Source organism: Streptomyces sp. NPDC054842 (genome assembly GCF_053611025.1).
Genome location: NZ_JBSGZN010000015.1, coordinates 48,986 through 75,974, shown reverse-complemented (window position 1 = coordinate 75,974; position 26,989 = coordinate 48,986). Strand labels below are relative to the sequence as shown.

24 protein-coding genes are annotated in these 26,989 nt (G+C 72.2%); 9 read left to right on the top strand and 15 right to left on the bottom strand.

The window, feature by feature from the left end; all coding sequences use genetic code 11:
• Positions 1–17: 17 nt before the first annotated feature.
• Entirely contained in the window at positions 18–383 is a 366-nt protein-coding gene (locus ACWGIS_RS14575; RefSeq protein WP_453362747.1) for an ArsR/SmtB family transcription factor, read from the bottom strand.
• A 285-nt stretch (positions 384–668) separates the two neighbouring features.
• On the opposite strand from ACWGIS_RS14575, the gene ACWGIS_RS14570 reads away from it, so the two are divergent.
• Both ACWGIS_RS14570 and ACWGIS_RS14565 read left to right on the top strand, forming a co-directional pair.
• Positions 669–2,135, top strand: coding sequence for an AlkA N-terminal domain-containing protein (locus ACWGIS_RS14570; RefSeq protein ID WP_453362823.1), 1,467 nt, complete (start codon positions 669–671; stop codon positions 2,133–2,135).
• A 37-nt stretch (positions 2,136–2,172) separates the two neighbouring features.
• On the top strand, positions 2,173–2,658 hold the full coding sequence (locus ACWGIS_RS14565) for a methylated-DNA--[protein]-cysteine S-methyltransferase (protein ID WP_453362746.1): 486 nt from the start codon (positions 2,173–2,175) through the stop codon (positions 2,656–2,658).
• 126 nt (positions 2,659–2,784) lie between these two features.
• Here ACWGIS_RS14565 and ACWGIS_RS14560 read toward each other — a convergent pair whose 3' ends face one another.
• The 3 genes from ACWGIS_RS14560 to ACWGIS_RS14550 form a co-directional block, all read right to left on the bottom strand.
• Positions 2,785–3,507, bottom strand: a complete 723-nt coding sequence (locus ACWGIS_RS14560) for an SIR2 family NAD-dependent protein deacylase (RefSeq protein WP_453362745.1) — start codon at positions 3,505–3,507, stop codon at positions 2,785–2,787.
• A gap of 260 nt (positions 3,508–3,767) precedes the next feature.
• Positions 3,768–4,271, bottom strand: a complete 504-nt coding sequence (locus tag ACWGIS_RS14555; RefSeq protein WP_453362744.1) for an NUDIX domain-containing protein — start codon at positions 4,269–4,271, stop codon at positions 3,768–3,770.
• A 63-nt stretch (positions 4,272–4,334) separates the two neighbouring features.
• Positions 4,335–5,420, bottom strand: a complete 1,086-nt coding sequence (locus ACWGIS_RS14550; protein WP_453362743.1) for an ADP-ribosylglycohydrolase family protein — start codon at positions 5,418–5,420, stop codon at positions 4,335–4,337.
• 191 nt (positions 5,421–5,611) lie between these two features.
• On the opposite strand from ACWGIS_RS14550, the gene ACWGIS_RS14545 reads away from it, so the two are divergent.
• A complete protein-coding gene (locus tag ACWGIS_RS14545) occupies positions 5,612–6,730 on the top strand; it encodes a glycerate kinase (RefSeq protein WP_453362822.1) in 1,119 nt (372 codons plus the stop codon).
• A gap of 839 nt (positions 6,731–7,569) precedes the next feature.
• Here the strand turns inward: ACWGIS_RS14545 and ACWGIS_RS14540 are convergent.
• The gene (locus ACWGIS_RS14540; protein WP_453362742.1) at positions 7,570–8,775 is read right to left on the bottom strand and encodes a PucR family transcriptional regulator; all 1,206 of its coding nucleotides are present in this window, start codon (positions 8,773–8,775) and stop codon (positions 7,570–7,572) included.
• A 196-nt stretch (positions 8,776–8,971) separates the two neighbouring features.
• Here ACWGIS_RS14540 and ACWGIS_RS14535 point away from each other — a divergent pair, with 196 nt between their 5' ends.
• The 5 genes from ACWGIS_RS14535 to ACWGIS_RS14515 are packed head-to-tail and all read left to right on the top strand — an operon-like array spanning position 8,972 to position 13,871.
• Positions 8,972–9,778 (top strand): ABC transporter ATP-binding protein, encoded by an 807-nt coding sequence (locus ACWGIS_RS14535; protein ID WP_453362741.1) that lies wholly within the window; start codon positions 8,972–8,974, stop codon positions 9,776–9,778.
• Positions 9,766–10,602, top strand: coding sequence for an ABC transporter ATP-binding protein (locus ACWGIS_RS14530; protein WP_453362740.1), 837 nt, complete (start codon positions 9,766–9,768; stop codon positions 10,600–10,602). The genes ACWGIS_RS14535 and ACWGIS_RS14530 overlap by 13 nt, the downstream gene beginning before the upstream one ends.
• On the top strand, positions 10,599–11,489 hold the full coding sequence (locus tag ACWGIS_RS14525) for a branched-chain amino acid ABC transporter permease (protein WP_453362739.1): 891 nt from the start codon (positions 10,599–10,601) through the stop codon (positions 11,487–11,489). The genes ACWGIS_RS14530 and ACWGIS_RS14525 overlap by 4 nt, the downstream gene beginning before the upstream one ends.
• Positions 11,482–12,591, top strand: coding sequence for a branched-chain amino acid ABC transporter permease (locus ACWGIS_RS14520; protein ID WP_453362738.1), 1,110 nt, complete (start codon positions 11,482–11,484; stop codon positions 12,589–12,591). Before ACWGIS_RS14525 ends, ACWGIS_RS14520 begins: the two co-directional genes overlap by 8 nt.
• Entirely contained in the window at positions 12,588–13,871 is a 1,284-nt protein-coding gene (locus ACWGIS_RS14515; protein WP_453362737.1) for an ABC transporter substrate-binding protein, read from the top strand. The genes ACWGIS_RS14520 and ACWGIS_RS14515 overlap by 4 nt, the downstream gene beginning before the upstream one ends.
• 614 nt (positions 13,872–14,485) lie before the next feature.
• On the opposite strand, the gene pssA is transcribed toward ACWGIS_RS14515, so the two are convergent.
• The 9 genes from pssA to ACWGIS_RS14470 form a co-directional block, all read right to left on the bottom strand.
• Entirely contained in the window at positions 14,486–15,340 is an 855-nt protein-coding gene (gene pssA / locus ACWGIS_RS14510; RefSeq protein WP_453362736.1) for a CDP-diacylglycerol--serine O-phosphatidyltransferase, read from the bottom strand.
• Positions 15,327–15,983, bottom strand: coding sequence for a phosphatidylserine decarboxylase (locus ACWGIS_RS14505; protein WP_453362735.1), 657 nt, complete (start codon positions 15,981–15,983; stop codon positions 15,327–15,329). The genes pssA and ACWGIS_RS14505 overlap by 14 nt, the downstream gene beginning before the upstream one ends.
• Positions 15,984–16,152: 169 nt before the next feature.
• Positions 16,153–17,358, bottom strand: coding sequence for an acyl-CoA dehydrogenase family protein (locus tag ACWGIS_RS14500; RefSeq protein ID WP_453362734.1), 1,206 nt, complete (start codon positions 17,356–17,358; stop codon positions 16,153–16,155).
• A 2-nt stretch (positions 17,359–17,360) separates the two neighbouring features.
• On the bottom strand, positions 17,361–17,873 hold the full coding sequence (locus ACWGIS_RS14495; RefSeq protein ID WP_453362733.1) for a MaoC family dehydratase: 513 nt from the start codon (positions 17,871–17,873) through the stop codon (positions 17,361–17,363).
• Between the two features lie 5 nt (positions 17,874–17,878).
• A complete protein-coding gene (locus tag ACWGIS_RS14490) occupies positions 17,879–18,853 on the bottom strand; it encodes an HpcH/HpaI aldolase/citrate lyase family protein (protein WP_453362732.1) in 975 nt (324 codons plus the stop codon).
• Positions 18,850–20,877, bottom strand: coding sequence for a protein meaA (locus tag ACWGIS_RS14485; RefSeq protein ID WP_453362731.1), 2,028 nt, complete (start codon positions 20,875–20,877; stop codon positions 18,850–18,852). The genes ACWGIS_RS14490 and ACWGIS_RS14485 overlap by 4 nt, the downstream gene beginning before the upstream one ends.
• Positions 20,878–20,886: 9 nt before the next feature.
• Positions 20,887–22,224: a crotonyl-CoA carboxylase/reductase gene (gene ccrA / locus ACWGIS_RS14480; protein ID WP_453362730.1), complete on the bottom strand. Its 1,338-nt coding sequence runs from the start codon at positions 22,222–22,224 to the stop codon at positions 20,887–20,889.
• 444 nt (positions 22,225–22,668) lie between these two features.
• Positions 22,669–23,481, bottom strand: a complete 813-nt coding sequence (locus ACWGIS_RS14475; RefSeq protein ID WP_453362729.1) for a TetR family transcriptional regulator — start codon at positions 23,479–23,481, stop codon at positions 22,669–22,671.
• Positions 23,482–23,617: 136 nt separating this feature from the next.
• A complete protein-coding gene (locus ACWGIS_RS14470; RefSeq protein ID WP_453362728.1) occupies positions 23,618–25,423 on the bottom strand; it encodes a 3-hydroxyacyl-CoA dehydrogenase family protein in 1,806 nt (601 codons plus the stop codon).
• 369 nt (positions 25,424–25,792) lie between these two features.
• On the opposite strand from ACWGIS_RS14470, the gene ACWGIS_RS14465 reads away from it, so the two are divergent.
• Complete coding sequence (locus ACWGIS_RS14465; RefSeq protein ID WP_453362727.1) at positions 25,793–26,365, top strand: adenylosuccinate lyase; 573 nt, start codon at positions 25,793–25,795, stop codon at positions 26,363–26,365.
• Positions 26,366–26,496: 131 nt separating this feature from the next.
• Here ACWGIS_RS14465 and ACWGIS_RS14460 read toward each other — a convergent pair whose 3' ends face one another.
• Positions 26,497–26,895 carry a RidA family protein gene (locus ACWGIS_RS14460; protein ID WP_453362726.1) on the bottom strand — a complete coding sequence of 133 codons (399 nt, stop codon included), beginning with the start codon at positions 26,893–26,895 and terminating at the stop codon, positions 26,497–26,499.
• Positions 26,896–26,989: the final 94 nt, after the last annotated feature.

Sequence of the window (26,989 nt, the reverse complement as noted above, 5' to 3'; positions counted from 1 at the left end):
GCGGCTCCGGACGCCCGCTAGTCGGCTGCCGAGTCGCTGATCCCGAGTCGCAGGTGCTCGACGTGGTAGACGGCCTGGTCGAGGAGCTCGGCGACGTGGTGGTCGTGCAGCGCGTAGACGACCGAGCGTCCGTTGCGCTCGCCGACGACCAGGCCCAGATTGCGCAGCAGCCGCAGCTGGTGCGAGCACGCCGACTGTTCCATGCCCACCTCGGCGGCCAACTCCGTGGCGGGCAGCGGTCCTTCGCGCAACCGCGCCAGGATGAGCAGCCGGGAGGGCGTGGACAGGGCCTGGAGGGTGGTCGCCACCTTCGCGGCGTTGGCCGCGTCGAGACGTACGCGCCCACTGGCGTCCTGCGCGGCGGTGACGGCTCCATGACCCATGCCGGTCATCCTACTCGGCACGTCGTAAGACATGAATGTCTCTTCATGTGTCTCTTCCCGGGTGGGACGGGATGGAGCGGGGTGCGGGTGGAGCCCTCACCGGTGAGGGGGTCGGGTGCGGGCGGGATGCCGCGGATGTGCCCCGGCATCCCACTGCCGGCTGAATTCCCGCTCGGGTCTGTTCCCCGCCCCTACCGGAACGGGCCCGGCTCCCAGAAGGCACATGTCGGATTCTCGCGAGCCCTCGCACCGGCGGTGCCGGATCCTTGAGGCATGCGGAATGGGATGCACATCGACACCGAGGGCTGCGTGCGCGCCGTCCAGTCCAAGGACGCGCGCTTCGACGGCTGGTTCTTCACGGCCGTCCTGACCACCCGGATCTACTGCCGGCCCAGCTGTCCGGTGGTGCCGCCCAAGCCGGAGAACATGACGTTCCACCCGAGCGCGGCCGCCTGCCAGCAGGCCGGGTTCCGCGCCTGCAAGCGGTGCCGCCCGGACACCAGCCCCGGCTCGCCGGAGTGGAACCAGCGCGCCGACCTCGTCGCCCGCGCCATGCGCCTGATCGGCGACGGGATCGTGGACCGCGAGGGCGTGCCCGGTCTCGCCGCCCGCCTCGGCTACAGCACCCGCCAGGTCGAACGCCAGCTCCTCGCCGAACTGGGCGCCGGGCCCCTCGCGCTCGCCCGGGCCCAGCGCGCCCAGACCGCCCGGCTGCTCATCGAGACGACCACGCTGCCCATGGCCGAGGTCGCCTTCGCGGCCGGTTTCGCCTCCATCCGCACCTTCAACGACACCGTGCGCGAGGTCTTCGCGCTGTCCCCGAGCGAGCTGCGCACCCGGGTCCCGCGGAAGGCGGCGCCCGCACCCGGCGCGCTGAGCCTGCGCCTGCCCTTCCGCGCCCCGCTGAACCCCGACAACCTCTTCGGGCACCTCGCGGCGACCGCGGTGCCCGGGGTGGAGGAGTGGCGCGACGGAGCCTACCGGCGCACACTGCGCCTGCCCTACGGACACGGTGTCGCCGCGCTCACCCCCGAGCCCGACCACATCGGCTGCCGCCTCACCCTCAGCGACCTGCGGGACCTGCCCGTCGCCATCAGCCGCTGCCGCCGCCTGCTCGACCTGGACGCCGATCCGGTGGCCGTCGACGACCAGCTGCGCACCGATCCGCTGCTCGCCCCGCTCGTCGACAAGGCCCCCGGCCGCCGGGTCCCGCGCACGGTCGACGAGGCCGAGTTCGCCGTACGGGCCGTGCTCGGGCAGCAGGTCTCCACGGCCGCCGCCCGCACCCACGCGGCCCGCCTGGTCCGCGCGCACGGCGAACCGGTGGACGACCCGGAAGGCGGCCTGACCCACCTCTTCCCGACACCCGAGGCGCTCGCCGCGGTCGACCCCGACTCACTCGCGATGCCCCGCACCCGCCGCACCACGCTCACCACCCTGGTCCGTCAACTCGCCGACGGAGAACTGCAACTGGGCGTCGAGAGCGACTGGGAGGAGAGCCGCGCCCGGCTCCTGGCGCTGCCCGGCTTCGGCCCCTGGACCGTCGACGTCATCGCCATGCGCGCCCTCGGCGACCCGGACGCCTTCCTCCCCACCGATCTGGGGATCCGGAAGGCGGCGAAAGAGCTGGGCCTGCCGGCCACGCCGTCCGCGCTCACCGCACGCGCCGCCGCTTGGCGTCCGTGGCGGGCCTACGCCGTGCAGTACCTGTGGGCGACCGACAGCCACCCCATCAACTTCCTTCCGGTATGAGCGACTTGACGACACGGACGACCCTGAGGACCCGACTGTGAAACAGCACACCGTCATCGACAGCCCCTACGGCCCCCTCACCCTCGTCGCCACCGACGGGGTCCTGTCGGGCCTCTACATGGTGGGCCAGCGCCACCGTCCGCCCGAGGAGCACTTCGGCGACCCCGACGACACGCCGTTCGGCGAGACGCGGGAGCAGCTGGCGGCCTACTTCGCGGGCGAGTCGAAGGACTTCGACCTCCCGCTGCACCTCGACGGCACCCCGTTCCAGCGCAGGGTCTGGGAGCAACTGCGGCTGATCCCCTACGGCGAGACCCGCACGTACGGCCAACTGGCCGAGGTCCTGGGCAACTCGGGAGCCTCCCGGGCGGTCGGACTCGCCAACGGCAAGAACCCCGTCGGCATCATCGTGCCCTGCCACCGCGTGGTGGGCGCCGACGGCAGCCTCACCGGCTACGGCGGCGGCCTCGACCGCAAACGGCGTCTCCTCGACTTCGAACGCGGAGCCGCCCTCTTCGACTGACGCGCGTCCGCCTCCCGCCGGCCCGTCCGCCGGAGGTACGTGGGTGACTCACCGCCACGCCCGTTCCTCCACGGCAGGTGGGTGACTTACCGCCGCGCCCGCCCGCCGCCCGAGGCGCGTGGTGACTCACCGGAGACCGCGCAGCAGCTCGGGCAGGGCCGTGCCGATCGGCTCCCGTACGACCTGGTCGGCCCGGTCGTCGTACGGGGTCGGTTCGGCGTTGACGACGACGAGCCGGGCGCCCCGGTCGGCGGCGACACCGGCGAGGCCCGCCGCGGGATGCACCTGGAGGGTGGTGCCGACCGCGATGAACACCTGGCACGCCTTGGTGACGGCCAGCGCTTCACCCAGGACCACCGGGTCGAGATGCTCGCCGAACATGACGGTCGCCGGTTTGAGGATGCTGCCGCAGCGCAGGCACGGCGGGTCGTCGTCACCGGCGTCGAGACGCGCGAGGGCCTCCTCCATCGGGCCGCGCATGTGGCACCCCGTGCACACGAACTCCCGTGCCGTGCCGTGCAGTTCCAGGACCTTGCGGGCGGGCATCCCGGCGAGCTGGTGCAGCCCGTCCACGTTCTGCGTGATCACCCGCACCGGCACCCCGGACCGCTCCAGTTCGGCCACGGCCCGGTGCGCCGCGTTCGGCTCGGCCCCCAGGGCCCCCGTCTCGCGCCGCATCCGCCAGGAGCGCCGCCGGATCTCCGGGTCGCCCATGTAGTACTCGTACGTGACCAGCTTCTCGGCGTCGGGATCCCGCCGCCACAGCCCGTCGGGCCCCCGGTAGTCCGGGATGCCCGAGTCCGTGGAGATCCCCGCACCGCTCAGGATCGCGACAAGAGGCTTGTTCATGCTGCCGAGGGTAGGAGCCCGGCCCGGGTGCGGCGAACGAATATGTCCCGGGGCGGCGGGGCCGGGCGGTCGGCCGGTGTCGCCGCCCCTGCATCCGACCGCCGTCAGCTCACCCCGCAAGCGCCCGCCGTCAGCTCACCCCGCAAGCGCCCGGCGTCAGCCACCGGGTGTCCGCCCGCCCCTCAGCCCACTGACATCCGCTCCCCGGTCAGCCACCCGAGCATCCGCCCGCCGCCGGCTCACCCGGCATCCGCCCGCCGTCAGCGCACCCGGTGGCCGTTCTCCAGTTCCGCCGTGCCCGTGCCTTCCGCCAGGGTGTCGAGGGCGGCCAGTACGCGGCGGCCCAGGGCGCCCGGCAGGTGGTCGGTCAGGTCCTCGCGGGGGACCAGGCGCCAGGACAGGAGTTCCGCCTCCTGGAGCCGGATCGCCGCGAAGTCGTCCGCGCCGAGGACCCCGCCGTCGTACAGGTACGCCACCAGCGGCGGCCTGTCCGTCCCCGGCACCCAGTCGACCGCGAGCAGCCGTCCCAGGCTCACGTCGAGCCCGATCTCCTCGGCCGTCTCGCGGCGCGCCCCCTGCCGCGGGGTCTCGCCGTCGTCCGACTCGACGGTGCCGCCGGGCAGGGCCCAGCCCTCCCGGTAGTTCGGCTCGACGAGCAGTACGCGTCCCCCGGCGTCCCGGAAGAGCGCGGCCGCCCCGACGATGACGCGGGGCAGACCGGCGATGTACGTGGCGAAGTCCGCGGCGGTCTGTGAAGAGGTCATCCGGAAAGGGTAGCCGCCGGTGCCGGACCGCCCCCGGACCCTGACCGGCCCGTCCCGCGCCGGTCAGGGTCCCTTCTCCTCCTGCTCCGCCTTCGCCGCCAGCCGCACCGTCCGCTCGGCCAGCTCGCTGATCCGCACCCCGTCGAAGCCGAACACCGCGCTGCGCACCGTGTCCTCCAGAGGGTCCCGCCACTGAGCCGGGATCGCCGCCGCCCCGCACAGGACGCCCGCGACCGAGCCCGCCGTCGCGCCGTTCGAGTCGGTGTCCAGGCCGCCGCGGACGGTCAGCGTCACGGTGCGGGTGAAGTCGCCGTCGCCGTACAGGAGCCCGGCGGTCAGCACGGCGGCGTTCGGGACGGTGTGGATCCAGCCGAGCCCGGCGGTCTCCTCGGCCAGCGTGAGCAGCGTGTCCTCCCAGCTCAGCCGCGTCTCGTGCAGCGTCATCACCCGGCGTACGGTCCGGGACAGGCGGCTGCCGGCCGGGATCACCGTCAGCGCCGTGTCGAGGGCGTGCCGCACCCCGGGCGCCGTGAACGCCGCCGAGATCAGTGCCGCCGCCCACATCGCCCCGTACACCCCATTCCCGGTGTGCGACAGGACGGCGTCCCGGCGGGCCAGCGAGGCCGCGCGCCGGGGCCGGCCCGGGTGGGTCCAGCCGTGGACGTCGGCGCGGATGAGGGCGCCGATCCACTCCTGGTACGGGTTGTCGTAGGTCGCCGTCAGCGGCGGCTTGAGGCCGTTGGCGAGGTTCCGGTAGGCCGCCCGCTCCGCGGTGAACGTCTGGAGGAACGGCAGCCGCAGCAGCCACAGGTCGCCGACCTGCTCGGTGCTGAACCCGAAGCCGTACGTCTCCAGCAGGTCCAGGCCGAGGATCGCGTAGTCCACGTCGTCGTCGCGGCAGCTGCCGTGGATCCGGCCCCGGACGCACTGCCGCCACTCGGGCCGCAGCGCGAGAGCGGTGCCCTCGTCGGCGGGCTCGGGAAGGTAGTCGGTGAGCGGCAGGGCGCCCGCCTGCCGCAGATAGCGGTCGATGCGTTCGCGCGTCCAGTGGTCGCCCTGCTCGACCGGCTTGCCGAGCATGTTGCCCGCGATCCGGCCCAGCCAGCCCCCGAGGACGCGGTCGTCGAGGTCGTTGCCCACAGGCGTCATAGCTCCGGTGTACCCGCTGAGGGGCCGCGCCGCGCGGGTTCCGAGGGGCGGCCCGTCAGCGGGTACATGACGGGGCACCCCTCCTGCGGTTAAGGTCGCAGCGGCGCGACTGCCTTGACGTGAGCAAGGCGCGAAAGCAAGGGGAATGCAAGGTGGCGGACGCTGTGAATCGGACTCCGCGGGCGGCGCGCGTGCTCATCGCCGCGGACAAGTTCAAGGGATCGCTGACGGCCGTGCAGGTCGCGGAGCGGGTGACGGCCGGGCTCCACCGGGTCGCCCCGCACGCGGAAATCGAGGCGCTGCCCGTGGCCGACGGCGGCGACGGCACCGTGGACGCGGCGGTCGCGGCCGGGTTCGAGCGCCGTACGGTCCGGGTCGCCGGGCCGCTGGGCGACGAGGTCGAGGCGGCGTTCGCGCTGCGCGGGGACACGGCCGTCGTGGAGATGGCGGAGGCGAGCGGCCTCCAGCGGCTGCCCGCGGGCGTCTTCGCGCCGCTCACCGCCTCGACGTACGGATCGGGCGAGCTGCTGCGCGCGGCCCTGGACGCGGGAGCGCGGACCATCGTGTTCGGTGTGGGCGGCAGCGCCACCACCGACGGCGGCGCCGGCATGCTGTCCGCCCTCGGTGCCCGCTTCCTGGACGCCGACGGCGAGCCCGTCGCCCCCGGCGGCGGCTCCCTGGCCGGCCTGGCGACCGCCGACCTGTCGGACCTCGACCCGCGGATCTCCGCGGTCGACCTCGTCCTGGCCAGCGACGTGGACAACCCGCTCACCGGCCCCAAGGGCGCGCCCGCCGTGTACGGGCCCCAGAAGGGCGCGAGCACCGACGACGTGGCGGCCCTGGACGCCGCTCTCGCCCACTTCGCCACCGTGCTCGAGAAGTCGGTCGGCACCGAGGCGGCCGAGTACGCCCAGGCGCCCGGCGCCGGCGCGGCGGGCGGCATCGGCTACGGGGCCCTGGTCCTGGGCGCCCGGTTCCGCCCCGGCATCGAGGTCATGCTCGACGTCCTCGGCTTCGCGCCCGCCCTGGAGCGCGCCACGCTGGTGATCACCGGCGAGGGGTCCCTGGACGAGCAGACCCTGCACGGCAAGGCACCGGCGGGCGTCGCCACGGCGGCCCGGGCGGCGGGCAAGGAGGTCGTCGCGGTCTGCGGCCGGCTGGCCCTTCCCCCGGAGGCGCTCGGCAAGGCGGGCATCCGCCGCGCGTACGCCCTCACCGAGGTCGAGCCCGACATCAGCAAGTGCATCGCGGACGCGGGCCCCATCCTGGAGCGGGTCGCCGAGAACATCGGACGGGACTTCCTGATCTGACGCCTGCCGCCCGGCCGGACCGACCCGAGCGTCTGCCTCCCCGGCTGGGGGGGAACAGGCCCCGCCCCTCCCGCCCCGCGGGGAACAGGCACGCACACCGGTCCGTCCGGCCGAGACGCCGGGCGGTCACGTCCGAGCGGGGGTGCGGGCCGCATGCAGCGACCCGCGCGGAGGCGGAGGACGGCCGGCGCGTGCCCTGAGCGGGAGGGCCGCCGCCAGGCACGGCCGCACCTCCGCGGCCTCCGCGGCCTCCGCGGCCTCCGCGGGGAACCGCCACCGCCCGGCACCCTCACCCTCGCACCCCGGCACCGCCACCGGCCTCCGCGTGGGAGGGCTGCTGTCCGGCGCCACCGCACCCCACGCCCCGGTGGGGGAGGCCGCCGCCCGGCCGTTCACCGGCCTCGGCGGCCTCGGACCGAGGGCCACCGCCCGGCGCCCCCGGACTCCCGCGGCCTTCCGCACGGGAGGGCCGCCGCCCGGCGCTTCCGGACCCCATGGCCCCGGCGCGGGAGGGCCACCGCCCCGCACCCCGGCAACTCCACCGGCCTCCGCGTGGGAGGGCTGCTGTCCGGCGCCACCGCACCCCACGCCCCCGCTGGGGGAGGCCGCCGCCCGGCACTTCACCGGCCTCGGCGGCCTCGGACCGAGGGCCACCGCCCGGCGCCCCCGGACTCCCGCGGCGCTCCGCACGGGAGGGCCGCCGCCCGGCGCTTCCGGACCTCCATGGCCCCGGCGCGAGAGGGCCACCGCCCCGCACCCCGGCAACTCCACGGGCCCCGTGCAGGAGGGCCGATCGCCACACCGCGCACCCCGCCCGGGAGGCCGCGCCGCCTCCCGTCTCACCCCCGCGCCCCCGACAACCGGTACGCGTCCAGGGCCAGGGTCATTTCGATCAGGTCGCGGGGCCGGGCCAGTGAGCGGTCGGTCAGTTGCTCCAGGCGGCGCAGGCGGTTGAAGACCGTGTTGCGGTGGCAGTACAGGCGGCCCGCGGCCCGCCCGGCCGACCCCTCGCAGGCCAGCCACACGTCCAGCGTCTCCAGCAGTACCGCCCGGTCAGCCGGCTCCAGGGTGAGCAGCTCGCCGAAGACGTCGGAGACCAGCCGCCCCGCCAGCTCCGGCTGGCTCACCACGAGCGCGGTCGGCATCCGCTGGTCCAGCCGTACGACCTCGCTCGCGTCCGGCGGGCACGTCCGCAGCGCCAGTTCCGCCAGGCGCCGGGCCCGGCCCAGTTCGGCGAGGCCCGCCACGACGGGACTGATCCCGCCGGGCCCGGCACAGCGCCCCGCGAGCACCCGCGCCACCCCGTCCAGATCCTGCCCCGGCCCCAGCGCGACCACGCCGACCTCGCAGTCCGCCCGCATCCGCCAGACGAACCGGAAGCCCGCGCCCTGCACCGGGCGGTGGAAGGCCTCCCGGCCGTCCCGCCGCTCCGACCGCAGCACCACCACGGCATAGGGCCCCCGCTCCGGCAGATCGAGGCCGGCCGCCGCCCGCGCCGCGAGCCCCGGGGCCTCCTGGCCCTCCAGCAGCGCGTCGAGCAGGGCCTGCAACTGCTCGTCGGTACGCCGCCGCAGCTCCATCTCCGTCGCCCGGTACGCCTCCGAGGCCGCCGCTGCCTGCGCGTCCACCGCCGACCACACCATGGTCGCCGACCGCATCAGCGCCCCGAGCCGCTCCGGCTCCTTGCCCGTGACGCCCTCCAGCAACGCGTCCCACACCAGATAGCCCGCGCTGCGGTAGGAGTGCACCAGCAGCTCCAGCGGCAGCCCCTGCTGGGCGCGCCGCCGCCCCGCGTCCTCCGCGTACTCCAGGTCGCGGCGCGGGGAGGCCCGCGGCGCGGAGATCGTCTCGATCCCGATCCGCATCGCCTCCTCCGCCTCCCGCCACTGCTGGTCGTAGGCGAGCACCTGCCCGTAGACGGGGGAGTGCTCCGCGAGTTGCCGCACGTGCTCGTCGACCAGCTCCGGCAGCCGTTCCAGCAGCGCGGTGCAGGCCGCCGCGAGCAGTTTCCAGTCATGACCGGTACGCCTTCTGCGCGCTCCCATGGCCGCAGCTTGCCACCGCTGGGGCGCCCTCGGCAGGCCCCTGACACGCGGTGTTGTGCGCGCGCACAACGGGTGGCCGCGCTCACTGGTCACCCGCAGCGTTTCGCCACGGGGGCGTGGACGGGGAGCTTCGCCGGTGCTGGGGTGAGCGCCACCGAGCGAGGTCGGCGAGCGAGGACGACAGGAGGGAGAAGCCATGGACGGTTCCGGTCTGGTCGTACGGGACCTGTCGGTCGGATACGGCCCGGTGCGCGCACTGCGCCGGGTGTCCCTGGAGGTGCCCGAGGGCGCCGTGGTGACGGTGCTGGGCGGCAACGGAGCGGGCAAGTCGACGCTGTTGCGGGCGGTGTGCCGGACGCTGTCGTTCCACGGAGGGGCGGTGACCGAGGGCACGGTGACCCTCGGCGGCCGGCGCCTGGACGGCGTCTCGCCGGACCGGGTGGTGGCCGCGGGGGTGTCCCAGGTGCCCGAGGGACGGCGGGTGTTCGCCCGGATGACGGTCGCCGACAACCTGCGGGCCGGAGCGCTCGGCGCGACCGGCGGGCGCACGGACCGGGCCGCCGCCCTGCGCCGCGTCCACGAGCTCTTCCCGGTGCTCGCCGACCGCGCCCAGCAGCGCGCCGGGCTGCTGTCGGGCGGTGAGCAGCAGATGCTCGCCGTCGGCCGCGCGCTGATGGCGGCGCCCAGCGTGCTGCTCCTGGACGAGCCCTCGCTCGGTCTCGCCCCGCTGATGGCCGCCCGCATCGCGGACACCGTCCGTGAGATCAACGCCCAGGGCACCTCCGTGCTGCTGGTCGAACAGAACGCCGCGCTCGCGCTGCGCCTCGCCTCCCGCGCCTACGTCCTGGAGGTCGGCGAGGTCACCCTCTCCGGCCCCGCGGAAGAACTCGCCGCCTCCGACGAGGTGCGCCGGCGCTACCTGGGCGTGGTCGACGAGGACGCGGCCGCCGACGCCTCGCGGGCCGGCGGCGCGCCGCCGGCCCTGACCCGATGGAAGGGGTGACGCGCCGCGTGGACACCAAGACCGCCGCTGCCGCCGACACCGGTACCACCGACGTCCCCGCTCTGGAGGTGAGCGGGCTGACGGTGCGCTTCTCCGGGCTGCTCGCCCTGGACGACGTCAGCTTCACCGTCCGCCCCGGCACCGTGCACGCCCTCATCGGGCCGAACGGCGCGGGCAAGTCGACCTGCTTCAACGTCCTGTCCGGCGTCTACCGGGCCACCGCGGGCAGCGTCCGCTTCGGCGAGCACGAACTGACCGGGCTGCCGCCGCACCGCATCGCCGGACTCGGCGTGGCCCGCATCTTCCAGAACCTCGCCCTGCCGCCGCTCGCCACCGTCGAGGACAGCCTGCTGCTCGGCCGGCACCGGCTGACCACGTCCGGTTTCGTCGCCGCCGGGCTGCGCCTGCCGGCGGCGGCCCGCGAGGAGCGCCGGCACCGTGAACGCGTCCGGGAGATCGCCGACTTCGTCGGTCTCGGCGACTGCCTGGACCGCCCGGCCGGCTCCCTGCCGTACGGGCAGCAGAAGCTCGCCGAACTGGCGCGGGCGCTGTGCATGGAGCCGCGGCTGCTGCTCCTCGACGAACCGGTCGCCGGCATGACCGGCGACGAACGGCGCCGCACCGCCGCGGTGATCGCGGGTGTCCGCGACAGCCTCGGCATCTCGATCGTCCTGGTGGAACACGACATGGGGGTGGTGATGCGGCTCGCGGACGCGGTGACCGTACTCGACTTCGGGCGCCGGATCGCGGACGGCGCCCCCGCGGACGTCCAGAACGACCCGGCCGTGGTCCGCGCCTACCTTGGGGAGGAGACCGCTTCATGAGCACCTTCGCCGAACTCCTGCTCAACGGCGTCTCGATGGGCTCCGTCTACGCCCTCATCGCACTCGGCTTCGTGGTCATCTTCCGGGCCACCGAGGTCGTCAACTTCGCCCACGCCTCACTGCTGCTGGCGGGCGGCTACGTCACCGCCGTCCTCCACGACGACATCGGCTTCTGGCCCGCGCTGCTCGTGGGCATCCTGGGTGCCGCGCTGGTCGGCGCGGCGGTCGAGTTCCTGGTGATGCGCCGCTACCGGGGCTCCGACCACAGCGTCCTGGCGATCGTCACCATCGGCGTCGACATCCTGCTCACCACCGAGCTGACCCGCCGTATCGGCACCGACGTCCTCTCGCTCGGCGACCCCTGGGGCGACGCCGTCCTCAGCATCGGGCCGATCTCGCTCGCCCACACCAGGATCGCCGCGTTCGTCGCCGCCGCGCTGCTCATCACGGTGTTCCTGCTCGCCTTCCGCTACACCTCCTGGGGCGTGGCGATGCGGGCGGCGGCCGAGAGCTCCGAGACGGCCGCGCTGATGGGCGTACGGCTCGGCAGGGTCTCCCTGGGCGCCTGGGCCGTGGCGGGCGGTCTCGCGGCCGTGGCCGCGCTGTTCCTGACGGTCTTCCCGACCCCGGGTCTGGAACGCGCCACCTCGCTGGCCGCGCTGAAGGCCTTCCCGGCGGCGATCCTCGGCGGCCTGGACTCGACCACGGGGGCGCTGGTCGGCGGCCTGCTCGTCGGCATCACCGAGTCGCTGGCCACCGGCTACCAGAGCGATCTGACCTTCCTCGGCCGGGGCCTCGGCGACCTCGCCCCCTACCTGGTGATGGTCGCGATCCTCCTCGTCCGGCCCGCCGGACTGTTCGGCACGAAGGAGCTGGCCCGTGTCTGAGGTCCTCACCCGCACCGAGACGGCCCCGGTGCGCCGCCGTCCGGCCCGGCTCACCCGCCCGCGGCCCTACGTCCTGGCCGCCGGAGCGGTCCTGCTCCTGGCGTTCCCGTTCTACCTGGACCGCTTCTGGCTCCAGGCCGGGCTGTTCGCCATGGCCGCGGCGATCGGCGCCATCGGCATCAACCTGCTGACCGGCGCCACCGGCCAGCTGTCGATGGGCCACGCCTTCTTCCTCGCGATCGGCGCCTACGGCTACTGCGTGTTCGCCGGGGACGGCTCCGACGGGCTGACCGGGCTCGGTCTGCCGACCTGGCTGGCGGTGATCCTCGCCGTCCTGGTGTCGGGCGCGGCGGGCGGGCTGTTCAGCCCCATCGCGGGCCGGCTGCGCGGTGCCTACCTGGGCATCGCCACCCTCGCGCTGATCTTCATCGGCCAGCACGTGCTGTTCAACGCGAAGGACCTCACGGGCGGCTTCAACGGCCGGGACGTACCGGCCCTGAACCTGTTCGGCCTCACCTTCGACGACCAGGAGACCATGGTCGCCGCCGTGCCCTTCGGCTCGGCCGAGAAGCTCTGGTACTTCGGTCTCGTACTGCTGCTGGCCGGCGCGCTGTTCGCCCGAGGGGTCCTGCGGGGCCGCCCGGGGCGCGCCATGAACGCGATCCGGGACCACCGGATCGCGGCCGGGGTGATCGGCGTGCCGGTGGCCCGCTACCGCGCCGCCGTGTTCGTCCTGTCCTCGATGTACGCGGGCCTCGCCGGTGTGCTGCTGGCCCTGATCTTCCAGCGGACCGTGCCCGACTACTTCGGCATCACTCTCTCGCTCGAGTACCTCGCCATGATCGTCATCGGCGGGCTCGGCTCGGTCTCCGGGGCGGTGGTCGGCGCGGCGTTCGTCTCGCTGCTGCCGCAGCTGCTGACCCGGTACAGCGACGCACTCCCGCTGGTCTCCGCGCCGGGCATGGGCGGGATCACACCGGGCGAGGCGTCCCGGTACCTGTACGGCGCCGCCGTCGTGGCGGTGGTGCTCTTTCTGCCGGGCGGCCTGGTCAGGGTGGCCGCGCGGCGTCGCGTCAGGACGACTTCTGTGGAGGAACGATGACTACGGGTACCAATGGCAGGTCACGGGTGTACGCGACCCGGGCCGCCGCGGGCGCGCTGGCCGCGCTGATCGTGCTGTCGGGCTGCAGCTCCAAGGCCAAGGACGACGAGGGCGGCAAGGGGAACGCGAGCGGGGTGAAGACCGGCGAGGGCATCTCCGGCAAGACCATCACGCTGGGCGTCCTCACCGACATGACCGGCGTCTACGCCACCCTCGGCAAGAGCGTCACCCAGGCCCAGCAGCTGTACGTGAAGCAGCTCAACGCGGACGGCGGGGTCTGCGGCTACAAGGTCGACCTCACCATCCGCGACCACGGCTACGACCCGCAGAAGGCGGTCGCCGGCTACACCGAGCTGGAGCCGAAGGTGCTGGGCTTCGCCCAGTTCATCGGCTCCCCGTTCGTCGCCGCCGTCAAGAAGCGCATCGACGGCCAGGACAAGGGCCTGGTGCTCCCGCAGGCGTGGTCCAACTCGCTGCTCGGCAGCCCCTACATCCGGGTCATCGGCTCGACCTACGACGTCGAGACGATCAACGCCATCGACTTCCTGATGAAGGAGAAGGGCGTCAAGAAGGGCGACAAGATCGGTCACGTGTACTTCGAGGGCGACTACGGCGAGAGCGCCCTGGCCGGCGCCAAGCACATGGCGAAGGAGTCCGGTCTCAAGATCGTCGAGCAGAAGATCAAGCCGACCGACAACGACATGACCGCGCAGGTCGCCGCCCTGAAGAAGGCGGGCGTCAAGGGAATCGTGGTCAGCGCGGGCCCGCGGCAGGCGGCCTCGCTCGTGGGCGTCGCGGCGGCCGGCGGCTTCGGCGTCCCGGTGATCGGCAACAACTCGGCGTTCTCCCCGCAGCTGCTCGCCACCCAGGCGGGCCCGGCCCTGGAGAAGAACTACTACGTGGCCTCGCCGGCCCTGCCGATCGGTGGCGACACCCCGGCAGCCAAGAAGCTGGTGAAGGACTACAAGGCCGCCTACCCGAAGGACTCGCTCGACAACGGCGTGGTGGCCGGCTGGACCGCCGCGTCCGTGTTCGGCGAGGCGCTGAAGACGGCCTGCAAGAGCAAGGACCTCACCCGGGAGGGCGTCGACAAGGCCCTGCTGACCCTCGACAACGTCGACACGGGCTTCGGGATCTCGCAGAACTTCTCGGACCCGGCGGCACCGTCCTCCAAGGAGAGCGTCATCCTGCAGCCCGACAAGTCCGCGGTGGGAGGCACGAAGGTCGTGCGCGAGCCCGAGGCGGCCTCGGTGGCCGAGGGCTACACACCGGCCGGCTGACGCCCGCACCCCTCTGAAGCCGTGGGGCCCCGCACCGAGTCCGGTGCGGGGCCCCACGGCTGTGCGCGCGCCGGACGGCCGCGGGGGCCGACGCTCCGGGGCGACGGAATCGCCCCCGCCGCCCCGGATCGGCTGCCCGGACGGCCGTGGGGCAGGGCGGCCGCACCGCCCTTGCCGCCCCGGAACGGGACCGGATGACACGAGATCCCCGGGAAAGCCCTGTATGCCCCACTGGGCGCCCGGAAGGCCGGGAATGGCGCCGGGGGCCCGGAAAGGCCCGTGAGGGCGTCCTGAGCCGCTCCAGTGCACGCACAGAGGTCACCCTGTGGGCCGCGCAGATCGCTCGACGGAAGCGAATCGCGGAGCGACCTCACGACGGACCGGACGCGGCAAGGCGGGCGTCGGAGGCGGCGAGGCGGGCCCTGGACGGCGGCGGGGCGGGCGCGGTACGCGGCGAGGCGGGCCTGGACGGCGGGCGGAGGCGCAGGACGGGGCGGGGCGGGCGTCGTACGGCGGCGACGGGGGCGTCCGGCCGGGAAGGGCACGGCAAGGGCCCGGGACGGACGAAGGGCCCCGAACCGACCGGTTCGGGGCCCTTCGCTCACGTACAGGGGTTACGGCAGCTGCGCCGCGCGCGCCTCGCGCCGGTTGTCCCGGAAGGTGTTCACCCGTCGCGCCGTCGCGAAGAGGGGGATCACCGCGCCCAGGACCAGCTGGAGCGCACAGCCCGTCTGGAGCAGGAGCTGACCGCCGGGCGCCTCGAACGCCCAGGCCGCCAGCAGCCCCATCGCGGCGACGATCCAGGACAGCATTGCGACCGCCAGGGGACCGCGCGGCTTCGGGTACTCGACCCGGCTCACCATCAGCCAGGCCGTGCCGATGATCGCGAGGAGCGTGGCCACGAAGGGCAGCTCCAGGAGCACGATCGAGACCACCGTCAGCGCGCCGAAGGGGCTCGGCATGCCCTGGAACGTGCCGTCCTTGACCGTCACGCAGGAGAACCGCGCGAGTCTGAGGACGACCGCAAGCAGGACCACGATGGCGCCCACCGCGGCCACCCGCTGGTGCGCGTCGTCCGCGACCATCCCGTAGACCAGCACGAAGTACGCCGGGGCGAGGCCGAAGCTGATCAGGTCGGAGAGGTTGTCCAGCTCCGCGCCCATCGGGGACGAGCGCAGCTTGCGGGCGACCAGGCCGTCGAACAGGTCGAAGACGGCCGCGCAGAGCATCAGGATGACGGCCGTGGCGGCGCTGTGCCGCGCCATGCCCGTCTCCTGGCTGCCCGTGAGGTGCGGGATCAGGATGCCGGTGGTGGTGAAGTACACCGCCATGAAGCCGCACGTGGCGTTACCGAGGGTGAGCGTGTCCGCTATCGAGAGGCGGAGGGACAGCGGCATCTCCTCCGCGTCGTCCAGCTCGTCGGCCTCCGGCACCCAGCCGGCCTGTGTCTCGGGATCAATCACGGTCAATGCGAGTCACCCCAGCCACGGTCTTCTGACCGACCTCCACGTCCACCTCGACACCCTCGGGGAGATAGATGTCGACACGCGAGCCGAAGCGGATCAGGCCGATCCGCTCGCCCTGCTCGACCTTGGTGCCCTGCGGGATGTAGGGCACGATGCGGCGGGCCACGGCACCGGCGATCTGGATCATCTCGATGTCACCGAGTTCGGTGTCGAAGTGCCAGACGACGCGCTCGTTGTTCTCGCTCTCCTTGTTGAACGCCGGGACGAACCCGCCGGGGATGTGCTCCACGGACGTCACCGTGCCGGCCAGCGGCGCGCGGTTGACGTGGACGTTCAGCGGGCTCATGAAGATCGCGACGCGGGTGCGCCCGTCCTTCCACGGCATGATGCTCTGCACCACACCGTCGGCCGGCGAGATGACCCGGCCCTGGGTGATCTCGCGCTCGGGGTCGCGGAAGAACCACAGCATGCCCGCCGCGAGCGCGGTGACGGGTACGGCCACGGCCTTGGCGGCGCCGGAGCGGCGCGCGCGGGCCAGGCTGAGTGCTGCGGTGGCGACGGTCGGGAGAAGCCACGGCGATGCTCCGCGCGCGAGGCGTACGCCGACTCGGCTGTCGCGAGGTGCAGAGGTTTGGCTGTGGGGCATGGATGACCTTCGTAGCGGATGATGCCGCGCTGAACGGGGGACGGCGGCTTTCCCGGGATCGTACCGGTCGCGGGCCACAACTGGGCAAGCCAAGAAGCTGAGTCGGCGGCTGAAGAGTGTTGACGGGGTGTGATCTTCTTCTCGAAGAAAACACCCCGAATCAGGACATCTAGCCCTGCAGTCGATACTCTTCGAGCAACCGGCGCCCGATGATCATTTTCTGGATTTCGGCGGTACCCTCGCCGATCAGCAGCATGGGCGCCTCACGGTAGAGACGCTCGATCTCGTACTCCTTGGAGAAGCCGTAGCCGCCGTGGATCCGGAAGGCGTCTTCCACGACTTCCTTGCAGTATTCGGAGGCGAGGTACTTCGCCATCCCTGCTTCGAGGTCGTTTCGCTCACCGGAGTCCTTTTTGCGTGCTGCGTTCACCATCATGGCATGCGCGGCCTCGACCTTGGTAGCCATCTCGGCCAGCTTGAACTGGATCGCCTGGTGCTGGGCGATCTGCTTGCCGAAGGTGTGCCGCTGCTGCGCGTAGGAAACGCCCAGCTCGAAGGCGCGCTGGGCGACGCCGCAGCCACGGGCCGCCACGTTCACGCGGCCGACCTCCACGCCGTCCATCATTTGGTAAAACCCTCGGCCCGTGGTCCCGCCGAGCACCCGATTGGCCGGAATGCGCAGTCCGTCCATAATCAGCTCGGTGGTGTCGACGCCCTTGTACCCCATCTTGTCGATCTTCCCGGGGATGGTGAGACCGGGGCGGACCTCGCCGAAGCCGGGCTCCTTCTCCACCAGGAAGGTCGTCATCGACTTGTGGGGCGCGGTGCCCTCGGGGTGTCCTTCGTCACTCCGGACGAGAACGGCCACCAGAGTCGACGTGCCGCCGTTCGTCAGCCACATCTTCTGGCCGTTGAGGACGTACTCGTCGCCGTCCTTCACCGCCTTCGACGTGATGGCCGACACGTCCGAGCCGAGCGCCGGCTCCGACATGGAGAACGCGCCGCGCACCTCGCCCGCCGCCATGCGCGGCAGGAAGTGGTCCTTCTGCTCCTGCGTGCCGTGCTGCTTGAGCATGTACGCCACGATGAAGTGCGTGTTGATGATGCCGGACACCGACATCCAGCCGCGCGCGATCTCCTCCACGCACAGCGCGTAGGTGAGCAGCGACTCACCCAGACCCCCGTACTCCTCGGGGATCATGAGCCCGAAGAGGCCCAACTCCTTGAGACCGTCGACGATCGCCTGCGGGTACTCGTCGCGGTGCTCCAGCTCGGTCGCGACCGGGATGATCTCCTTGTCCACGAAGTCGCGGACGGTGGAGAGGATCTCCCGCTGGATGTCGGTGAGACCGGCGGTCTGGGCAAGTCGCGCCATGGCTACTTCTCCTGTGCCTTCAGCTCCGGGCGGCCGGGCTGCTCGCCGCCGCGCTCCTTGATGTACGTCTCGGTGGGGACCATCACCTTGCGGCGGAACACGCACACCAGCGTGCCGTCCTGCTTGTAGCCCTTGGTCTCGACGTACACGATCCCGCGGTCGGTCTTGGACCGCGACGGGGTCTTGTCGAGGACCGTCGTCTCGCCGTAGATCGTGTCGCCGTGGAAGGTCGGCGCCACGTGCTTGAGCGACTCGACCTCCAGGTTGGCGATCGCCTTGCCCGAGACGTCGGGGACCGACATGCCGAGCAGCAGCGAGTAGATGTAGTTCCCGACGACGACGTTCTTGCCGAAGTCGGTCGTGTGCTCCGCGTAGTTGCTGTCCATGTGGAGCGGGTGGTGGTTCATCGTCAGGAGACAGAAGAGGTGGTCGTCGTACTCCGTGACGGTCTTCCCGGGCCAGTGCTTGTAGACCGCGCCGACCTCGAACTCCTCGTAGGTGCGTCCGAACTGCATGCTGCTCAGGCCTCCGGGGCTTCGAACTTGCTGGTGCGCTGCATGCCGGCGGCCCGGCCCTTGCCCGAGATGACGAGCGCCATCTTGCGGCTGGCCTCGTCGATCATCTCGTCGCCGAGCATCGCGGAGCCCTTCTTGCCGCCCGCCTCGGACGTGTAGAAGTCGTAGGCGTCCAGGATCAGTTCGGCGTGGTCGTAGTCCTCCTGGGAGGGCGAGAAGATCTCGTTGGACGCCTCGACCTGGCCCGGGTGCAGCACCCACTTGCCGTCGAACCCGAGGGCCGCGGCGCGCTGGGCGACCTCGCGGTAGCCGTCGATGTTGCGGATCTGCAGGTAGGGGCCGTCGATCGCCTGGAGGTTGTTGGCGCGGGCGGCCATCAGGATCTTCATGAGGATGTAGTGGTAGGCGTCCGCCGGATAGCCGGGCGGCTGCTCGCCCACGACGAGCGACTTCATGTTGATCGACGCCATGAAGTCGGCCGGGCCGAAGATGATCGTCTCGACGCGCTGGGAGGCGGTCGCGATCTCGTTGACGTTGTTCAGGCCCTGGGCGTTCTCGATCTGCGCCTCGATGCCGATCTTGCCGACCTCGAAGCCCATCGTCTTCTCGATCTGCGTCAGGAGCAGGTCCAGCGCGACGATCTGCTGGGCGTCCTGGACCTTCGGCAGCATGATGCAGTCGAGGTTCGGGCCCGCGCCCTCGACGACCGTGACGACGTCGCGGTACGTCCACTCGGTGGTCCAGTCGTTCACGCGCACGACCCGCGTCTTGCCGGTCCAGTCGCCCTCGTTGAGGAACTTGACGATGGTGTGCCGCGCCTCGGGCTTGGCGAGCGGCGCGCACGCGTCCTCCAGGTCGAGGAAGACCTGGTCGGCCGGGAGGCCCTGGGCCTTCTCCAGGAAGCGCGGGTTCGAGCCGGGCACGGCCAGGCAGGAACGCCGCGGACGCAGGCGGTTCACCTGGGGAACGGGGCTGGTCATGCGGGGACCTCCAGGGGGTCGAGCTTGTTCGCTTTGCGGATCTCGTCGACGATACGGCCGATGATTCCGGTGATGTCGAAGTCCTTCGGGGTGAAGACGGCGGCCACTCCGGCGGCCCGCAGCTGTTCCGCGTCGGCGTTCGGGATGATCCCACCGGCGATCACCGGAATATCGGCAGCGCCCGCCTCGCGCAGCCGGTCCAGCACGTCCGGCACCAACTGGGCGTGCGAACCGGACAGGATGGACAGGCCGACGCCGTGCACGTCCTCCGCGAGGGCCGCGGCCACGATCTCCTCGGGCGTCAGCCTGATGCCCTGGTAGACCACCTCGAACCCGGCGTCGCGGGCCCGCACGGCGATCTGTTCGGCGCCGTTGGAGTGCCCGTCAAGGCCCGGCTTGCCCACCAGGAACCGCAGCTTGCCGACGCCCATGTCCCGCGCCGTCAGCTCCACCTTGCGGCGGACCAGCGCGAGCGCGGTGCCCTCCTCGGCGGCGACCGCGACGGGCGCGGAGGAGACGCCGGTGGGGGCGCGGAACTCGCCGAACACCTCGCGCAGGGCCCCGGCCCACTCACCGGTGGTGACGCCGGCGCGGGCGCACTCCAGGGTGGCCTCCATGAGGTTCTCGGTGCCCTTGGCGGCCTCCTTCAGCCGCTCCAGCGCCTTGCACGGACGCGGGTGGTTGAAGGGCGGCTGGTAGCGGTTGTCGCGCCAGTCCGTGAGCGCGGCCACCACACCGGCCTCGACGGCGGGGTCGACCGTCATGATCGCCGCGTCCAGGTCGGCGGTGAGCGGGTTGGGCTCGGTCGACTCGAAGACGTTGACGCCGACGATCTTCTCGGTGCCGCCCTCGATCCGGGCCCGTCGCTCGGCGTGCGAGGAGACGAGCTGCGACTTCAGGTAGCCCGACTCGACCGCGGCCATGGCGCCGCCCATCTCCTGGATGCGGTCGATCTCCGCGAAGGACTCCTCGACCAGCTCCGTCACCTTCGCCTCGATGACGTGCGAGCCCTCGAAGATGTCCTCGTACTCCAGCAGGTCGCTCTCGTGGGCCAGTACCTGCTGGATGCGCAGCGACCACTGCTGGTCCCAGGGCCGGGGCAGGCCCAGCGCCTCGTTCCACGCCGGGAGCTGCACGGCACGCGCGCGTGCGTCCTTGGAGAGCGTCACCGCCAGCATCTCCAGGACGATCCGCTGGACGTTGTTCTCCGGCTGCGCCTCGGTCAGACCGAGGGAGTTGACCTGGACGCCGTACCGGAAGCGGCGCTGCTTGGGGTCCTCGATGCCGTACCGCTCCCGCGTGATGCGGTCCCAGATCCGGCCGAACGCCCGCATCTTGCACATCTCCTCGATGAAGCGGACGCCCGCGTTCACGAAGAAGGAGATGCGGGCGACGACGTCACCGCGGCGCTCCTCGGGGATCTGGCCGGAGGCGAACACCGCGTCGAGCACGGCGATCGCGGTGGACATCGCGTAGGCGATCTCCTGGACCGGGGTGGCCCCCGCCTCCTGCAGGTGGTAGCTGCAGATGTTGATCGGGTTCCACTTCGGGATGTGGTTCACCGTGTAGGTGATCATGTCCGTCGTCAGGCGCAGCGACGGACCCGGCGGGAAGACGTGCGTCCCGCGCGACAGGTACTCCTTCACGATGTCGTTCTGGGTCGTCCCCTGGAGCTTGGTGATGTCCGCACCCTGCTCCTCCGCGACGACCTGATAGAGCGCCAGCAGCCACATGGCGGTGGCGTTGATGGTCATCGAGGTGTTCATCTGCTCCAGGGGGATGTCCTGGAACAGCCGGCGCATGTCACCGAGGTGCGAGACCGGCACCCCGACCCGGCCGACCTCGCCGCGGGCGAGGACGTGGTCCGGGTCGTAGCCGGTCTGGGTCGGCAGGTCGAACGCGACCGACAGACCGGTCTGCCCCTTGGCGAGGTTGCGCCGGTACAGCTCGTTGGACGCCTCGGCGGTGGAGTGACCGGCGTACGTGCGCATCAGCCACGGCCGGTCCTTCTGGCGCTCTGTCATCGGGGGACCTCAGACGTTCCGGAAGCGGTTGATGGCGTCGATGTGCTTCGCGCGCTTCTCCTCGTCGCGCACACCGAGGCCCTCGCGGGGGGCGAGCGCCAGCACACCGACCTTGCCCTGATGGAGGTTGCGGTGCACGTCGTACGCGGCCTGCCCGGTCTCCTCCAGGGAGTACACCTTCGACAGCGTCGGGTGGATCTTGCCCTTGGCGATGAGGCGGTTCGCCTCCCAGGCCTCGCGGTAGTTGGCGAAGTGCGAGCCGATGATCCGCTTCAGGGACATCCACAGGTAGCGGTTGTCGTACTCGTGCATGTAGCCCGAGGTGGAGGCACAGGTGGTGATGGTGCCGCCCTTGCGGGTGACGTAGACGCTCGCGCCGAAGGTCTCGCGGCCGGGGTGCTCGAAGACGATGTCGATGTCCTCGCCGCCGGTCAGCTCGCGGATGCGCTTGCCGAAGCGCTTCCACTCCTTCGGGTCCTGGGTGTGCTCGTCCTTCCAGAACTTGTAGCCCTCGGCGTTGCGGTCGATGATCGCCTCGGCGCCCATCGCGCGGCAGATGTCCGCCTTCTGCGGCGAGGAGACGACACAGATCGGGTTGGCGCCGCCGGCGAGCGCGAACTGGGTGGCGTACGAGCCGAGTCCGCCGCTCGCGCCCCAGATCAGGACGTTGTCGCCCTGCTTCATGCCGGCGCCGTTGCGGGAGACCAGCTGCCGGTAGGCGGTGGAGTTCACCAGGCCGGGGGAGGCCGCCTCCTCCCAGCTGAGGTGGTCGGGCTTCGGCATGAGCTGGTTGGACTTCACCAGCGCGATCTCGGCGAGGCCGCCGAAGTTCGTCTCGAAGCCCCAGATGCGCTGCTCGGGGTCGAGCATCGTGTCGTTGTGGCCGTCGGAGGACTCCAGCTCGACCGAGAGGCAGTGCGCGACGACCTCGTCACCGGGCTTCCAGGAGTTGACGCCCGGACCGGTCCGCAGGACGACGCCGGCGAGGTCGGAGCCGATGATGTGGTACGGCAGGTCGTGTCGCTTGCTGAGCTCGCTGAGCCTGCCGTAGCGCTCCAGGAAGCTGAACGTCGACACCGGCTCGAAGATCGAGGTCCACACCGAGTTGTAGTTGACCGAGGAGGCCATGACGGCCACCAGGGCCTCGCCCGGGCCGAGCTCCGGCACGGGCACGTCGTCCAGGTGGATCGACTTGCGGGGGTCCTTGTCGCGCGTGGCGAGCCCGGAGAACATCTCCGTCTCGTCCTTGTGCACGGTGATCGCGCGGTACGACTCGGGGAGCGGCAGAGCGGCGAAGTCGGCGGAAGTCGACTCCGGCGACTGGATCGCGTCCAGGATTTCCTTCACTGTGTTGCCTCCGGCGAATGGCGTCTTGAGGGGAGACGCTGGGGGTCACGTCGGTGCTGCTGCTGTGGATGTGAGGGTGCCGTCGGTTCGGCGTACGTGCTGCTGGCAGCGCTTTGTGGCGCAGAAGGTTGCCTGTGACGCAGGCGTCCGGGCGCGCTTGCCGGGGTACCTCCGAGCGGTGCCCGGAGGAGGCTTGCGGGGACAGCCGGCGTACGTGAGGTCTCTGCACGCCGGCCGCCCGGACAACTTCAACGTATGGCACGCCGTGTCACCTGACAAGGCACGGAGTGCCAGAAGTTGCGCTCAGGTGAAATCTTTACGTAACACCTGAGCGATGATCGATCAGGTTGGCCATGAAAATGGGTACGAAAACGCCGGACGGGCCCAAAGTGAGCCCGTCCGGCGCTGTGGAGGCGGGGCGGAGACGGAAGGCGCGCGAGCGCGCTACGACCGCTCCTTGAGTGCCTGCTCGATGGTGCGCATCACCTGGTCCAGCGGCGCGTCGACCCGGGCGACGGTCACCAGCACGTCGCCCTCGGTGAAGGAGGAGGCCGGCGCCGCCTGCGGGGCGGTCTCGCGGCCCGCCCCGATGCCCGAGCCGAACGTCTTGCGGACGATCGCGAAGGCGTGGTCCAGCTGGGCCTCCACGTCGCCCTGGCCGCCCGCCCGCAGCCACCGGCGCAGCACGTGGTTGTGCGCGGTGACCACGGCCGACGCCGCGACCTCCGCCAGCAGCGGATCGTCGTTGGCGTCGTCGTCGTGCGCGTGCTCGTCGAAGTGGCCGAGGAGGTACCGGGTGAACAGCCGCTCGTAGCGCGCCACGGAGGCGATCTCGGCCTCGCGCAGCGTCGGCACCTCACGCGTCAGCTTGTAGCGCGAGACGGAGATCTCGGGCCGCGCGGCGTACATCTTCATGACTTCCTTGATGCCGCGGCACACCGTGTCCAGCGGGTGCTCGTGGGCCGGTGCCGCGTTCAGCACCGCCTCCGCGCGGATCAGGGTGTCGTCGTGGTCCGGGAAGATCGCCTCTTCCTTGGAACGGAAGTGGCGGAAGAACGTACGCCGTGCCACCCCGGCCTGCGCCGCGATCTCGTCGACGGTCGTCGCCTCGTACCCCTTGGTGGCGAACAGCTCCATGGCCGCCGCCGCCAGTTCGCGGCGCATCTTGAGCCGTTGCGCGGCCGCGCGGCCGCCCGCGGCGCTCTCCGGCGCGTCGGGCGTGGCTGTCGTACGGGAGGACTTGGCGGGCTGGGACATGACCCGAACGTACTGCATCTGCGCAGGGGAGTGCGCCGATGCCGGGATCCCCCCGCCGTCCACGGGCAGGGGGCCTCCCGCCTGGCCGAGGAGCCCGCCCCAGTCGGCGGACTCCCCGTACCGGTCCTCGCGCGCCTCAGCGCCGGGCATATTCGCGGAAGCCGCGGCCCGTCTTGCGGCCGAGGCAGCCCGCGGCCACCAGGTGCTCCAGCAGCGGCGCCGGGGCCAGACCCGGGTCGCGGAACTCGCTGTGCAGGACCTTCTCGATGGCCAGGGACACGTCGAGCCCGACCACGTCGAGCAGTTCGAACGGGCCCATCGGGTAGCCGCCGCCGAGCTTCATCGCGGCGTCGATGTCGTCCAGCGTCGCGTAGTGCTCCTGGACCATCTTGATCGCGTTGTTCAGGTACGGGAAGAGCAGCGCGTTCACGATGAAACCGGCCCGGTCGCCGCAGTCCACCGGGTGCTTGCGGATCTTCGCGCAGACCTCCCGGACGGTCGCGTGCACGTCGTCCGCGGTCAGCACCGTGCGGACCACCTCGACGAGCTTCATGGCCGGGGCCGGGTTGAAGAAGTGCAGGCCGATCACGTCCTGCGGGCGCGAGGTGGCGCGGGCGCAGGCGACGACGGGCAGCGAGGAGGTCGTGGTGGCGAGCACCGCGCCCGGCTTGCAGACCTTGTCGAACGCGGCGAACAGCTGCTGCTTGACCTCCAGGTCCTCGGCGACGGCCTCGACGGCCAGGTCCACCTCGGCGAAGGCGTCGTACGAGCCGGCCGGGGTGATCCGGTCCAGGGCCCCCGCGGCGGCCTCGGCCGTCATCCGGCCCTTGTCGACGGAGCGCGCGAGCGACTTGCCGATCCGGGCCTTCGCGGCCTGCGCCTTCTCCTCGCTGCGGGCCGCCAGGACGACGTCGTACCCGGCCTTGGCGAAGACCTCCGCGATCCCCGAGGCCATGGTGCCCGAGCCCGCGACGCCGACCGAGCGCACGGCACGGCCCGCCGTCCCCGACTGCTCGGACCCCGGCGTGAGCGCGTCCGGCACGACCGTGGCGCTGCCGGGCGCCTCGTACGAGTAGAAGCCGCGCCCCGACTTGCGGCCGGTCAGGCCCGCCTCGCTGAGCTGCTTGAGAATCGGGGCCGGGGCGTGCAGCCGGTCGTGGGACTCCGTGTACATGGCCTCCAGGACCGTGCGGGCGGTGTCGATGCCGATCAGGTCGAGCAGCGCGAGCGGGCCCATGGGCAGCCCGCAGCCGAGCCGCATCGCCGCGTCGATGTCCTCGCGGGAGGCGTACTTCGCCTCGTACATCGAGGCCGCCTGGTTGAGGTAGCCGAACAGCAGGCCGTCCGCGACGAATCCGGGACGGTCGCCGACCGCGACGGGCTCCTTGCCGAGCTGGACGGCCAGGTCGGTGACGGCGGCCACGGCCTGCGGCGCCGTCAGCACCGAGGAGACCACCTCGACCAGCTTCATGGCCGGGGCCGGGTTGAAGAAGTGCAGGCCGAGCACGCGCTCCGGACGGGCCGAGTCGGCCGCCAGACGCGTCACCGACAGGGCGTTGGTGCCGGTCGCGAGGATGGTGTCCGGGCGCACCACGGCGTCCAGCGCCCGGAAGACCTGCTGCTTGATGTCGTACGACTCCGGGGTCACCTCGATGACCAGGTCGGCGTCGGCCGCCGCCTGGAGGTCGGTGAAGGTGCGGAAGCGGGTGAGGACGTCGCCGCGCTCCTGCTCCGTGAGGCGTCCGCGCTGCACGGCGCGGGCGGTGGAGGCTTCGAGCGCGGTGACGGCCTGGGCGGCCGCGGCCTCGCTGATGTCGATGCCGACGACCTCGCGGCCGGCCCGGGCGAGGACCTCGGCGATGCCGGTGCCCATCGTGCCGAGGCCGACGACGGCGACGGTCTTCAGCGGGGACAGAGGGGTGTCGGACAGGGGAGTGGCCATCGCGGGACTCCAGGAAGAGGGTGACGACTGGGGAGCACGCGGGTGCGCCGGTGAGGCGCACACGGTGCGAGGGATGCGGGTGTTGCCGGGCTGACGAGCGCACACGCCCGGTGCCGTCCAGGGGCCGATGCACGGGCGCCCCGAGAGCGGTGAAGGACCGACCGGCTCTGTCCCGGAGCCGGGTCGAACTGCGGTACCTGAGGTACCGAACCGACTGGCACTCGCGGCGGCTGCGTCACCAGGCCGCCGCAAGCAGAACGCGAGTGGGTAACTCGCTCGTCTGAGCTTAACCGGGCGGTAACGAGCGCGCCAGCCCTCAGTTTGTGATGTAGGTCCCGGTGTCCCGGGCGCCCCTCTAGGCTCGCCTTCATGGACGAGGAGTTGCGATCACTCACGGAGCGCTTACGGACCGAGGCGGGAGCCTCCACCGCGTACGACCGGCTGGCGACGACCGAGGACCTCGACGAACTGGCGGCGGCGCTGACCGAACCCGGACAGCCGCTCTGGGCGCGGGAGTTGGTGGCCTTCCGGCTCGGGACCGCCGGTGACCGGCGGGCCTTCGAGGCCCTCGTCCTGCTGCTCAACCACCGCGACCCCCAGCGCTGCGCGTCCGCCGCCCACGCGCTGGCCGCGCTCGGCGACCCGCGCACCGCCCGCGCCGCCGCCGCGCTCGCCACCAACGAACTGCGCGTCGCCTACGCGCTGCAACCGGTCCGGCTCCTGACGGCCCTGCGCGCGCCCGAGTCGGTGCCCGCCCTGATCACCACGCTGCGGCGCAGGCTGCGGCCCCACGACCCCTACCGCAGGGTCGCCCTCGCCTGCGTGGAGGGCCTCGGCACGCTCGGCGACGAGCGCGCCCGCCCGGTCCTCACCGACTGCCTGGCCCACCCGCCCCTGGCGGAGGCGGCCGTCCACGCGCTCGCGCGCCTGGACAAACGGTGACCGGGGCGGTCCGCCCGGAGCGACGGTGACCCGGCCGGCCCTCCCGCGGAACCGGTGACCTGTCCGGCCCGCCGGACCTCAGGACCCGGTGCCCCAATGGCTTCCGGTCATCTCCCGGAGGTCCGGGCCGCTCACTCGGCGAGCACCGCGTAGGCCTCGATCTCCATCAGGAACTCCGGGCGGACCAGTGCGGCGACCTGGACGGCCGACGCGGCCGGGAGACGGTCGGCCGGTATGTGGGCCTCGCGGGCCGCGCGGACGGCGGGCATGTGGGCCATGTCCGTGACGAAGTAGGTGAGTTTCACGACGTCGCCGAACGTGGCGCCGGCGGCGGCCAGGCAGCGGCGCAGGTTCTCGAAGACCTGGCGGGCCTGTGCGGCCGGATCGCCCGGGCCGACGAGCTCGCCGTCCTCGTCCAGGGGGAGCTGGCCCGAGACGGCCACGAATCGCCCCGTCCCCATGACGACATGCGTGTACGCGGCGGCGGGGGCGACCCCGGCGGGGGCGGGGATGCGCGTCGGCTCGGTCATGCGTCCATGGTGGACCACGGGTCGGACAACATCCCCGCCGGCCGGTGCCGTCGGGGGCGTTGCCCATGGTCGGCGGCACCGTTCCGGCGCCGCC